Source organism: Maricaulis sp. (assembly GCF_048270265.1).
GTDB lineage: Bacteria > Pseudomonadota > Alphaproteobacteria > Caulobacterales > Maricaulaceae > Maricaulis.
Genome location: NZ_JBLWTD010000001.1, coordinates 344,755 through 356,862 on the forward strand (window position 1 = coordinate 344,755; position 12,108 = coordinate 356,862).

11 protein-coding genes are annotated in these 12,108 nt (G+C 65.6%); 6 read left to right on the forward strand and 5 right to left on the reverse strand.

Annotated elements, in window-relative coordinates; all coding sequences use genetic code 11:
- From lpxD to ACN0YF_RS01635, 5 genes are read left to right on the forward strand one after another with little or no spacing between them, the layout of a single operon-like run.
- Positions 1-1,047 (forward strand): UDP-3-O-(3-hydroxymyristoyl)glucosamine N-acyltransferase, encoded by a 1,047-nt coding sequence (gene lpxD / locus ACN0YF_RS01615; RefSeq protein WP_417493070.1) that lies wholly within the window; start codon positions 1-3, stop codon positions 1,045-1,047.
- Positions 1,040-1,483: a 3-hydroxyacyl-ACP dehydratase FabZ gene (gene fabZ, locus ACN0YF_RS01620; protein WP_417493071.1), complete on the forward strand. Its 444-nt coding sequence runs from the start codon at positions 1,040-1,042 to the stop codon at positions 1,481-1,483. The genes lpxD and fabZ overlap by 8 nt, the downstream gene beginning before the upstream one ends.
- Positions 1,483-2,277 (forward strand): acyl-ACP--UDP-N-acetylglucosamine O-acyltransferase, encoded by a 795-nt coding sequence (gene lpxA / locus ACN0YF_RS01625; RefSeq protein WP_417493072.1) that lies wholly within the window; start codon positions 1,483-1,485, stop codon positions 2,275-2,277. Before fabZ ends, lpxA begins: the two co-directional genes overlap by 1 nt.
- The gene (locus tag ACN0YF_RS01630) at positions 2,270-3,118 is read left to right on the forward strand and encodes an LpxI family protein (RefSeq protein WP_417493073.1); all 849 of its coding nucleotides are present in this window, start codon (positions 2,270-2,272) and stop codon (positions 3,116-3,118) included. The genes lpxA and ACN0YF_RS01630 overlap by 8 nt, the downstream gene beginning before the upstream one ends.
- A complete protein-coding gene (locus ACN0YF_RS01635) occupies positions 3,115-4,284 on the forward strand; it encodes a lipid-A-disaccharide synthase (RefSeq protein WP_417493074.1) in 1,170 nt (389 codons plus the stop codon). Before ACN0YF_RS01630 ends, ACN0YF_RS01635 begins: the two co-directional genes overlap by 4 nt.
- A 78-nt stretch (positions 4,285-4,362) precedes the next feature.
- On the opposite strand, the gene gltA is transcribed toward ACN0YF_RS01635, so the two are convergent.
- Complete coding sequence (gene gltA / locus ACN0YF_RS01640) at positions 4,363-5,670, reverse strand: citrate synthase (protein ID WP_417483386.1); 1,308 nt, start codon at positions 5,668-5,670, stop codon at positions 4,363-4,365.
- Positions 5,671-5,702: 32 nt separating this feature from the next.
- Complete coding sequence (gene gltX / locus ACN0YF_RS01645; RefSeq protein ID WP_417493075.1) at positions 5,703-7,130, reverse strand: glutamate--tRNA ligase; 1,428 nt, start codon at positions 7,128-7,130, stop codon at positions 5,703-5,705.
- Between the two features lie 81 nt (positions 7,131-7,211).
- On the opposite strand from gltX, the gene ACN0YF_RS01650 reads away from it, so the two are divergent.
- Positions 7,212-9,299: a ComEC/Rec2 family competence protein gene (locus ACN0YF_RS01650; RefSeq protein ID WP_417493076.1), complete on the forward strand. Its 2,088-nt coding sequence runs from the start codon at positions 7,212-7,214 to the stop codon at positions 9,297-9,299.
- 181 nt (positions 9,300-9,480) lie between these two features.
- Here ACN0YF_RS01650 and lexA read toward each other — a convergent pair whose 3' ends face one another.
- From lexA to trpD, 3 genes are all read right to left on the reverse strand, one after another.
- Positions 9,481-10,191 carry a transcriptional repressor LexA gene (gene lexA / locus ACN0YF_RS01655; RefSeq protein ID WP_417493077.1) on the reverse strand — a complete coding sequence of 237 codons (711 nt, stop codon included), beginning with the start codon at positions 10,189-10,191 and terminating at the stop codon, positions 9,481-9,483.
- Between the two features lie 90 nt (positions 10,192-10,281).
- Positions 10,282-11,094 carry an indole-3-glycerol phosphate synthase TrpC gene (trpC, locus tag ACN0YF_RS01660; protein WP_417493078.1) on the reverse strand — a complete coding sequence of 271 codons (813 nt, stop codon included), beginning with the start codon at positions 11,092-11,094 and terminating at the stop codon, positions 10,282-10,284.
- 1 nt (position 11,095) lies between these two features.
- The coding region (gene trpD / locus ACN0YF_RS01665; protein ID WP_417493079.1) for an anthranilate phosphoribosyltransferase at positions 11,096-12,108 on the reverse strand (1,013 nt) is incomplete at its 5' end.

A 12,108-nucleotide genomic window follows, 5' to 3' on the forward strand; every position in this document is an offset into this window, starting at 1 on the left:
GTGGCAGACCTGCGGTTCTATCAGGGGCTTGGCCCGATCACGATCACGGAGATCGCCGCACTTTCGGGTGCGGCGATTTCTGATTCAGCACTGGGCGCCCGTGCGGTCAGCGATGTCGCACCGCTCGAGGCGGCGCAGGCGGGCAAGCTCAGCTATGCCGAATCGCCCAAGGCGCTGGCGGCCCTGCCGCCGGGGGCTCTGAACGACGCTTTCCTGATTGTGCCGCCCGCTCTGGTGGATCAGGCCCGCGGCCTTGGTGCCCTGGTCCTGTCGCACCCGGCGCCGCGCCAGGCCTTCTCCCGCATTGGCACACGCTTGTTTGCCGTGCGTGGCTTTGACGGTGAGGTACGCCTGCACCCCGAAGCCGAGTGCCATGACAGCGCGCAGATTGCACCCGGTGCCGTGATCGGTGCCGGCGCGGTGATCGGAGAAGGTGTCCGGATCGGCCCGAATGCGGCGATCGGACCGGGTTGCCGGATCGGCCGTTTCACATCCATTGGCGCGCAAGTGAGTGTCAGCTGCACCGATATCGGTGAATCCTGCAATATTCTTGCGGGTGCCGTGATTGGCGAGGCGGGCTTCGGCGTCGCAGTATCAGCGGGCGGCGTTATCGACGTCCCGCATCTCGGTTCGGTACGGATCGAGGACAATGTGACCATCGGCGCGAATTCGACCATCGATCGCGGCGTGTTTGGCGAAACGCGTATCGGCAAGGGCTGCAAGATCGATAATCTCTGTCATATCGCCCACAATGCCCAGCTCGGCGAGGCCTGCCTGATGGCGGCCTTCGCCGGCGTGTCGGGCAGTACACGGATCGAGAACGGTGTCATGTTCGGTGGCCGGGTCGGCGTCGCCGATCACGTGGTCATCGGAGCCGGAGCCCGGATCGGGGCCAACTCCGCCGTGATGGCCGATGTGCCGGCCGGTGAGACCTATGCCGGGGCCCCGGCGCAACCGATTCGGTCGCACATGCGCGAGATCGGCGAGCTGCGCCGCCTGGTGCGTGCACGTAGCAAGACGAAGCCAGGGGGTAAGGCCGGTGAGTGAGCGCATTGAAAATGCTGAAATCCTCAAGCTTCTGCCGCACCGCTATCCGTTTTTGCTGATTGATGCCGCCGAGGATTACGTCCCCGGCACATCGATCACCGGCATCAAGGCCGTGACGGCGAATGAACCGTTCTTTCCGGGACATTTTCCCGGCAATCCGGTGATGCCCGGCGTATTGATGATCGAGGCCATGGGCCAGGCCGGTGCCGTGTTGATGTACAAGACCCTCAACGCCACGCACGCCGATGCGACGGTCTTCTTCATGGGGGCTGACAAGATCAAGTTCCGCTATCCGGTCCGGCCCGGCATGATCCTGCGGCTCAATGTCGTCGTTACGGCCGCGCGCCATGGCGTATTCAAGTTTCGCGGCGAGGGCTTCGCCGATGGCAACAAGGCCGTACAGGCCGAATTTTCTGCGAAAGCGATTGAGCACTGATGACCGCAACCACCATTCACGAGACCGCGATTGTCGCGCCGGAAGCCAAGATCGGCGCCGGCGTCGAGATCGGACCTTTCTGCATAGTTGGCCCGAACGTGGTGCTGCACGACCGCGTCCGCCTCGTCTCGCATGCGACCGTGGCCGGCTTTACCGAGATCGGCGAGGATTGCGTGCTGTATCCGGGCGTGCATCTGGGGCACCCGCCGCAGGACTTCAAATTCCAGGGCGAGGAAACCTGGCTGATCGTCGGACAGCGCAATATCGTGCGCGAAGGCGTGACGATGCATCCGGGTACTGCCTTCGACAAGGCCCGTACCGTGGTGGGCAATGACTGCTATTTCATGGCCGGTTCCCACATTGCCCACGACTGTATTGTCGGTGATCGCGTCGTGCTGGCCAATGGCGCCCAGATCGCCGGTTCCTCCTCGATTGGCGATCATGTGATCTTTGGCGGGCTTTCGGGCGTCGTCCAGAAGACCCGCGTCGGCCGCCATGCCTTCATCGGCGCCATGACCAAGGTCGCGGCCGATGTCATTCCCTATGGCTCGGTCAACGGCAATGATGCCCATCTCGTCGGGCTGAATGTTGTCGGTCTCAAGCGCCGCGGCATGCCGCGAGATGCGCTGCGGGATCTGCGCGCCGCCTACCGGCTGCTCTTCGCGGAGGAGGGCACCTTCCAGGAACGCCTGTCCGACGCCAGCGAACTCTATTCCGACAACGAACATGTGATGGAGATCATCGGCTTCATCCGCGCGTCCTCGAACCGGGCGCTTGTTATGCCCAATGCCTGATCAGGCGAAATGGACACGGCTCGGGCTGATCGCCGGCGGCGGTGACCTGCCGGTCGAGATCGCGCATGCCATGGCGGGGATGAATCCCTTTATCGTGCGGGTGAAGGGCTTCGGGACGGATCCGTTCGAAGGCTTCGAGAGCGTCGAGAAGTCGATCGGCCAGATCGGTGGCATCCTGAAGGCGCTCAAGAATGCCGGCTGCGATGCGCTGTGCTTTGCCGGCTATGTGAAGCGTCCCGATATCAAGGACCTGCAGATGGATGCGCGCGGGCTCGTGCTGGTTCCCAAGGCGCTCGCCGCGGGCCGCAAGGGCGATGACGCGATCCTGCGGGTTGTGATCGACGAGTTCGAACAGGCCGGGCTGACCGTCATTGGTGCCAATGATGTGCTCAAATCGCTCGCGCCGGCGGCCGGTCAGCTGACGGTGACGGGCCCCAACGAGAATGACCGCGCCGATATCGCCAAGGCCCTGCTGACGGCGCGCCATATGGGTGAGCTCGATATCGGCCAGGCCGCGGTTGTCGCTCACGGCGTCGTCCTCGCGGTCGAGGCCCAGGAGGGCACCAACGGCATGCTTGACCGCATCACCGACTTGCCCGCGCATCTGCGCGGCGCGCCCGACAAGCGGCTCGGCGTTCTGGCCAAGACACCCAAACCGATACAGGAACGCCGGATCGACCTGCCGACCATCGGCCTGGAGACCGTGACGCGTTGCGACCGCGCCGGACTGGCCGGGATCGCCCTTGAGGCCGGCAGCGCGCTGATCGTCAATCGTGAGGCCGTGATAGCGGCGCTGGACGCCGCCGGCATGTTTCTGGTGGTCGAGGACGCGCAGCCATGACAACGCCGCCCCTGGTCTATCTCGTCGCCGCTGAACGCTCCGGTGAACTGCTCGGGGCCGATCTGATCCGCTCCCTGCGCAAGGCGCGCGGCGACAGCATCGCCTTTGCCGGCGTCGGCGGTGCCGCGATGGCCGCTGAAGGTGTCCCGTCTGCCGTGGATATCGATGGTCTCGCCATTATCGGCTGGATTGACGGTCTGCTGGCCTGGCGCCGGGTCAAGGAGCGCGTGGCACTGACCGTCGCTGACATTCTCGAGCGCAAGCCCGATGTCGTCGTGCTGATCGACAGCTGGGGCTTCATGCTTCGCGTTGCCCAGGGCGTGCGAGCGGCGGACCCGTCGATCAAGCTGATCAAATATGTCGGGCCGCAAGTCTTCGCCACCCGCCCAGGCCGCGCCAAGACCCTGGCCGCGACCGTGGATCACCTGCTCTCGATCGTCAGCTTTGATGCGCCCTATTACACGGAGTTCGGCCTGCCGGTGACCTTTGTCGGCAATCCGACCCTGGAGCGCATGCCGGTCGGTGATGGCGCTGCCTTTCGCGCCCGTCACGAGCTGCCGTCAGACGCCGAACTCATGCTGGTCCTGTTCGGCAGCCGGCCGTCGGAAATCCGGCGCATGTATGACGTTCTGGTTCGGGCGCTGGCGCGTGTCCTCGCGCATCGCCCGGCGCTGCGCCTGGTGATCGTGCTGGCCGAACCGGTCAAGGATGTCGTGCGTGGGAAACTGGCAGCCGAGACACGCCTGCCGGACAATCTGATCATCGTCGAGGAAGCGGAGAAGGGCGATGCCTTTGCGGCCGTCGACCTCGCCCTGGCGACCTCGGGCACCGTGATCACCGAACTGGCCACGACCGGCGTGCCGACCGTCGCCGCCTACCGTCTTGGCTGGATTACCTGGGCGCTGATCCGCCTGCTCAATGTGATGAAGTCGCCCTATACCACGCTGGTCAACATGGCCTCGGATTCCAATCTGGTGCTGGAACACGTCCAGACCCGCTGTACCGCCGGCCGGCTCTCCGCTTCGATGGAGGGCTTGCTGGAAGCGCCGCAGCGGCGGCTGGAGATTGGTCAGGCCCTGCGACAGGCGACTGACGATATGCGCGGCGAGGGCCGGGCGAGTGACCGGGCCGCCGAGGTTGTGCTGCAATACCTGCCTGACGCCTGAGCCTGCAACACTGCCTCTTGAGACAACAAAAAAGGCCGCCCCGGAGGGCGGCCTTTCTCATGTCATGCCGGTGATCGACTAGCTGCGCTTGCTGAGATCGACATAGTCGCGCTGCTTGGCCCCGGTGAAGAGCTGGCGCGGGCGGCCGATCTTCTGGGACGGGTCTTCGATCATTTCCGACCATTGCGCTATCCAGCCGACGGTACGCGCCAGGGCGAACAGCACGGTGAACATCTCGGTCGGGAAGCCCATCGCCCGCAGGGTGATGCCTGAATAGAAGTCGATATTCGGATAGAGCTTCTTCTCGACGAAATACGGGTCTTCCAGCGCGATGCGCTCGAGTTCCAGCGCGACCTGCAGCAGCGGGTCATTGCCGTGGCCGGTAATCTCGAGAACCTCGTGACAGGTATCGCGCATCACCGTCGCACGCGGATCGTAATTCTTGTAGACGCGGTGACCGAAGCCCATCAGGCGGAACGGATCATTCTTGTCCTTGGCCTTGGCGATGTATTCCGGAATGCGGTCCACGGAGCCGATCTCGGTGAGCATGTTGAGTGCCGCTTCATTGGCACCGCCATGCGCAGGGCCCCAGAGCGAGGCGATCCCGGCCGCGATACAGGCAAACGGGTTGGCACCCGACGAGCCGGCCAGGCGGACGGTCGAGGTCGAGGCGTTCTGCTCGTGATCGGCATGCAGGATGAAGATCCGGTCCATCGCGCGGGCCATGACGGCATTGCCTTCATAATCCTCGGCCGGAACGGCAAAGCACATGCGCAGGAAATTGGCTGCGTAATCCATGTCATTGCGCGGGCTGATGAAGGGCTGGCCGATCGCGTATTTGAACGCCCGTGCCGCAATTGTCGGCATCTTGGCGATCATGCGATGGCTGGCGATCGTGCGCGCATGGGGATCATTGACGTCAGTGCTGTCGTGATAGAAGGCCGACAGGGCGCCGACTGTGCCGACCATGATCGCCATCGGGTGTGCGTCGCGGCGGAAACCGCGGAAGAACTGGTCGAACTGGTCGTGCAGCATGGAATGGCGCCGGATCGTCCAGTCGAATTGCTGCAGTTCGGCAGGGCTCGGCAGTTCACCGTGTTGCAGCAGGTAGCAGACCTCGACGAAGGAGGATTTCTGCGCCAGTTGCTCGATCGGATAACCGCGATAGAGCAGCACGCCCTTGTCGCCGTCGATATAGGTGATCTGGCTCTCGCAGCTTCCCGTCGAGGTGAAGCCGGGATCGTAAGTGAACATGCCGGTTTCGCGGTACAGCGTGCGGATATCGATGACATCCGGCCCGATCTCTCCACTCAATATCGGAAACTCGACGCTCTTGCCATTATAGGTGAGGGTCGCGGAACCGTTTGGTTTGGCCTTGCTTTCCATCATGTCTTCCCCATCTGCGATCGCCGGCTGTCTCAGCTCGGTGAAATCTGGTCCTTGATGCGATCCAGCACTTCATCGCGGCCCAGGAAGGCCATGACGAGTGCGAGATCCGGGGCGGGTGCCCCACCGGTCAGAACCGCGCGGAGCGGCTGACCGACTTTGCCGAATCCGACGTTCTCGGATTCGGCGAATTGCTTGAGCACGCCGGTGAGTGTCTCTTCAGTCCAGGCATCGGTTTCAACCAGACGCGTGAAAAGGCGGTTAAGACGTTCGAGGGCGTCCTCGTTGAGTGCCTTGGCGAGCTTGCCCTCGAGCAGGAACGGGCGGGCTTTCACAAGGAAATAGGCCTGTTCTGCCAGGGCTTCCAGCGTCGCGGCGCGGGTTTTCAGCACCGGCATCGCATTTCTTATGCGGCGGGCCTTCAGGTCCTCGTCATCGATCTGTCCGTCCAGCTTTGCCAGGAAAGGCATCACCAGCCCGCTCAGACGCTCGTCATCGGCCCGCGCGATATGGTGGGCATTGATGTGCGAGAGCTTGTCGAGGTCGAGCCGGGACGGGGACTTGTTGAGCCCGCCCATGTCGAAGGCAGCAATCGCCTCGGCATCGGTGAAGAATTCCTGGTCGCCATGCGACCAGCCCAGCCGCAGCAGATAATTGCGCAGGCCTTCGGGCAGATAGCCCATATCGCGATAGGATTCCGCACCCAGCGCACCATGGCGTTTGGACAGTTTCTTCCCGTCCGGGCCGTGGATCAGCGGAATGTGCGCGAACACGGGTCGTGCCCAGCCGAGGGCATCATAGATCTGGGCCTGGCGGCCGGCATTCACCAGATGATCATCGCCGCGGATGATATGGGTGATCTCCATATCGTGATCGTCGACGACGACGGCGAGATTATAAGTCGGGCTCATATCGGTGCGCAGCAGCACCAGATCGTCGAATTCCTTGGCGGCCCAGCGTACATCGCCCTGGACGGCGTCCTCGATCAGCATGTCCTCGTCGCCGGCGCGGAAACGCACCACGTAGGGCGCGCCCTCGGGGGCATCGGCGGGGTCACGGTCGCGCCAGGGCGAGCGCAGGGCCCGGCCTTCCTCGAAGGCGGCGGCGCGCAGGGCATCAGTCTCATCGGCGGTGCAGTAGCAGCGGAAGGCATGACCGGACGCAACCATTTGGTGTGCAATCTCGACATGCCTGTCGGCGCGGCTATATTGGGAAACGACATCGCCATCCCAGGTCAGGCCAAGCCAGCCGAGGCCGTCCTGGATGGCGTCAATCGCCGGCTGGGTTGAGCGTGCGCGGTCGGTATCCTCGATACGCAAGAGGAACTGGCCGCCATGATGGCGCGCGAACAACCAGTTGAACAAGGCGGTGCGGGCACCGCCAATGTGCAGGAAGCCCGTCGGCGAGGGGGCAAATCGGGTGCGGATCATGGATTTCAAGTGTTGCACCTGCGAGATCATGCTGCGCTGCAAGAAGAAGATCGTTTGTTAGCATGAATATCGTCGGTGGCGATAGGGGTTAGGCAGGGAGGATTTTGACGGGTGCGTCAGCCCGAGCCCGGATACCGGCCCGGTCCCCCGGCCAGGCCAGCCCTGTTTGTCCTCGCGGGGCGCCCGGCGATCCTGGCCGCGCTGGGCTTTGCCAGCGGTTGCGCGGTCTATTTCTCATTGCCGGCGGAGCCATCGCCGCTGTGGCCGATCGCCCTGTCTGTACTGGCCGTTACAGCCCTGATCTCCGCGCGCTTTGTGATGCGGGGCGCGGCGCTTGGCCTGGCGGCACTCGCGGTCCTGGCCTTTGCCGCAGGCCTCGGCCGGGCCCAGATTCGCAGCCACGCACCAGTCGCCGCTCCGCCGCCGCAACTCGTCTTCGGCCGGCCCGCCCCGGTCACCGGCTGGCTGGAAGCGGTGGAGCGCAATAGCCGGGGCCGTGCGCGACTGTCGATTCGGCTGCCGCGACAGCCCGGTGAGCCGGTCCGCCGGGTGCGGGTGCTGGCCTCGGATCCGGACCTGCAGCCGGGCGATGCGGTGAGCATATTGGCGATCATTGAACCTCCGCGCCGTGCGCCGGTGCCCGGCAGCTATGATTTCCGTTTCAATGCCTATTTCGCCGGCATTGTCGGGAGCGGATTCGCGATCGCGGCGCTGGAGCCCGGGCCCGCCTTGGTCCAGGACGCGCCGGCCCGGGCCATTGCCCGCTGGCGCTGGCAGATCGCCGGACATTTGCGCCAGGCGCTGCCCGGCCGCAATGGCGCCATGGCGGCGGCTCTGCTCACGGGCGACCGGTCCGGCCTGACCCCGGAGGTGAGCGAAACCCTGCGCGCGGCGGGGCTTGGTCATGTGCTGGCGATCTCCGGCATGCATATGGCCCTGTTTGCCGGGGGTGTTTTCCTCATCCTGCGCTTCGGTCTCGCGGCGATCACGCCCTGGGCGCGCCGATTCGATGCGGCCGGTCCGGCGGCAATCGGGGCGCTGCTGGCCGGTGCGGGCTATTTCCTGCTCTCCGGCGGCGCGATCCCGACCCAGCGTGCCTTCCTGATGACAGCGGCCGTCCTGACTGGCCTGCTGGTGGGACGGCGCGCGCTGTCGCTGCACACCCTGGCGCTGGCGATGATCTTCGTGCTCGCCCTGCAACCGGAGGCGGTGCGGGCGGCCGGGTTCCAGATGTCCTTTGCCGCCGTGGCGGCGCTGATCGCCTGCGCCGATCTGTGGTATCGCCGCCGCCGGCCCGCCGCGCCGCTCGATTTCGGCCGCGGCCTGCTGTCCGGGCTGGGGAGTTTGAGCCTGACCAGCCTGATCGCCGGTTTCGCGACCTCGGGCTTCGCCGCCTTCCATTTCCATCGCATCGCCGGTTTTGGCCTCGCCGGCAATCTGCTGGCGATGCCGGTCTTCACCTTCATCGTCATGCCGGCCGGTGTCGCGGCGCTGTTCCTGATGCCCTTCGGTCTCGACCAGCCGCCGCTGATGGTGATGGGCTGGGGCCTGGATGTGATGTTCGCGGTCGCTGACCGGGTGGCCGGCGCGCCGGGAGCGCTGCAACCGGTCATCGCGGCGCCCGGCTGGGTGTTGCCGCTCTATGCGGCGGCGTTCGTGGGCGTGTTGCTCGGGCGCGGCCCGGTCCGGCTGGCCGGGGCAGGGCTGGCCCTTGCGGCACTGGCGGCCTGGAGCGTCGCACCGGCGCCGGACCTCTTCGTCTCGGAGGACGGGGTCGTGGTGGCCCGCGACGGGGCTGATCCAGCCGGATGGCGGGTCAGCACGCGGCGGCGCTCGCGATTCGCGGTGACGGTGTTTCTGGAACAGCGCGGCGTCCGCACCCTGGTCGAGCGCGCTGAACTGCGCTGTGACGATATGGGCTGCAGCGGTGAGGGCGGCGGACTGCGCTATGCGGTGCTGGACCGGGCCGGGGGCTGGGCCACCGATTGTGATCATGCCGATCTTCTGGTTCTGACGGTCGATCTGCCGGACTGGCTGGAACGGCGTTGCCGCGCGCATGTGCTCGATCGTGCCCGGCTGGCAGCGGCTGGCGGCACGCTGATCTGGACACGCGATGGCGTCATTGTGCGGATGCAGAGCGTCTCGGTGCCCGGCAGCGACCGGCCGTGGGAGCGACGCGGGGATCATGCCCGTGGTTGAGGCGTGGCCAACCGCCCTCGGACAGCGAACCCCGGGCCGATTGAACCCGGGCCCAAACGAAAGGAGACCCGCCCGGGCAAGCTCCCGGACGGGTCATCAATTCAGGTCTCGGCCCGGCAACCAGGCTGGCATTCAAACCGGCAGTCCTGCCCGGTCTCTGCCAGCCATTCCGTCGCGCGCCCTAATGATAGCGGCGGATCAGCCCGACCAGACGGCCCTGGACCTTGACCCGATCGGGGCCGAAAATCCGTGTTTCATAGGCCGGATTGGCGGCTTCCAGGGCGATCGAACCGCCCTTGCGGCGCAGGCGTTTCAGCGTGGCTTCCTCGTCATCGACCAGGGCGACGACAATCTCGCCATTATCGGCCGACTGGCCGCGGCGGATCAGGACGATATCACCATCCATAATGCCGGCCTCGATCATCGAATCGCCATTGACCTCGAGCGCGAAATGCTCGCCGCCGCGCACCATGTCGGCGGGGAAGGCGAGGCGGTCGGTCTCGTGCTGGATGGCGGCGATCGGTACACCGGCAGCGATGCGCCCGAGCAGCGGGATCTCGACGGAGGCTTCCGGCGCATTCTCGTCGGCATTGCGCTTGAAATTGGCGCGCACGACATTGGCGCCAAGATCGGCATCGGGATCGGCCTGGACCGGCGCGTTCATGCTGGCGGCGGCCGATTCGGGGAGTTTGAGCACTTCCAATGCCCGCGCCCGGTGGGCGAGGCGGCGGATGAAGCCGCGCTCCTCCAGCGCCGTGATCAGGCGGTGAACGCCCGATTTCGAGGCCAGCTGCAATTCGGTTTTCATTTCGTCGAAGGAGGGCGAGACGCCGGTGTCCTTGATCCGGTTATGGATCAGAAGCAGAAGCTCGTGCTGTTTACGGGTGAGCAAGTCAGCCCCCTTTGATGAAAGCGGCGCCCAGGCACCGAAAGAACAAATCAGGAATGTGTGCGTTTGTTCTACAAAGGTTCCCGTCAGGCGTCAAGCGGGGTTTTGCCAGGCCATGAGGGCGCGGGTGGCGGCGCTGACATCCTCCTGGCGCATCAGGCTCTCGCCGACCAGCAGGGCGCGCGCGCCGGCCGCGTGCAGGTGCGCCGCATCGCCGGCGGTGAAAATCCCGCTCTCGGCAACGGCCAGGGCCGCATCGCCCAGCATGGGCACCAGCGCCTCGAATGTGTCCAGGGAGGTCTCGAAAGTGCGCAGATTGCGGTTATTCACCCCGATCAGCGGTGCCTTCAGCCCCAGCGCGCGCTCCATCTCCGCCGCATCATGCACCTCTACGAGCACATCGAGCGACCAGCGCGCCGCTTCCTCGATCAGGGCTCGGGCGGTGTCGTCAGAGACGGCGGCGAGAATCACCAGGATGGCATCGGCGCCGAGCATGCGCGCCTCGGCGACCTGGTAGGGATCATAGAGGAAGTCCTTGCGCAGCACCGGCAGATCGCACGCAGCGCGCGCGGCGACGAGAAAACGGTCCGAGCCCTGAAAGCTCGGCCCGTCGGTAAGCACGGACAGACAGGTGGCGCCGCCGTCCTGGTAGGCGCGGGCGAGGGCGGGCGGATCAAAGTCAGCCCGGATCAGCCCCTTGGACGGGCTGGCCTTCTTGATCTCGGCGATCAGGCCGAGACCATTGGTGGCAGCCGCCGTCTCAAGCGCGCCGAGAAAACCGCGCACCGGCGGTGCATCGGCGGCGTGGGCGGCGATCTCCGCATAGGGCAGGGCCGCCTTGCAGGCGGCGATATGCTCAAGCTTGTAGGCACCGATCCGCGCCAGCGTGTCCGGAACAGATGTCATCTCAGGCCTCGCCGCGCGAGATGGCGGCCATGCGCGCCAATGCGGTGCGGGCGCGCCCGTCATCGATTGCGGCGGCGGCCAGTCTGGCACCCTCGGCCAGCGTCGTGGCCTGGCCCGACAGGATCAGCGCCGCGCCGGCATTGAGCAGGACGATATCGCGAAACGCCCCGGCCTCGCCCTCGAGCAGGCGCAGGATCGCGGCCGCGTTATAGGCCGGATCACCGCCCTTGAGATCGGCTTCCGTGGCGCGCGTGATGCCGGCATCTTCCGGTGTGACGACATAGGTGGTGATCTCGCCGTCACGCAATTCGGCGACATCGGTGCCGGTCGTGGTGGTAATCTCGTCCATCCCGTCCTGGCCGCAGATGACCAGCGCATGCTCACAGCCCAGATCGCGCAGCGCCTCGGCCATCGGCACCAGCCAGCGCTTGTCATAGACGCCGAGCAATTGCCGCTTCACGCCGGCCGGATTGGCCAGCGGCCCCAACAGGTTGAATATGGTGCGCACACCGAGATTCTTGCGCGCACTGGCGACATGGCGCACGGCGCTATGGTGGGCCGGTGCAAACAGGAAGCCGACCCCGGCCTCGGTGAGCGAGCGCTCGACGGCCTCGCGCGGGCAATCCAGCTTCACGCCCAATTCGGCGAGCACATCGGACGAGCCCGATTGCGAGGAGGCGGCCCGATTGCCGTGTTTGGCGACAATGGCGCCGGCGCCCGCCGCAACGATGGCCGCCGCGGTGGAGATATTATAGGCCCCCTTGCCATCACCGCCGGTGCCGCAGGTATCAATGGCGCCTGCCGGCGCGCTGATCGTCGCCATACGGCCGCGCAGCACGCGGGCGCCGGCGGCAATATCGGAGGGTTGTTCACCCAGCGCTGCCAGCCCCATCAGGAAGCCGCCAATCGCCGCATCGGGCGCATCGCCTTCCATCAATTGATCGAAGGCGCCGGAAATCCGGGCCGTCTCGGGCCGCTGGCCCTGGCTGAAGGCCGCAAGGCAAAGGGCAAGAT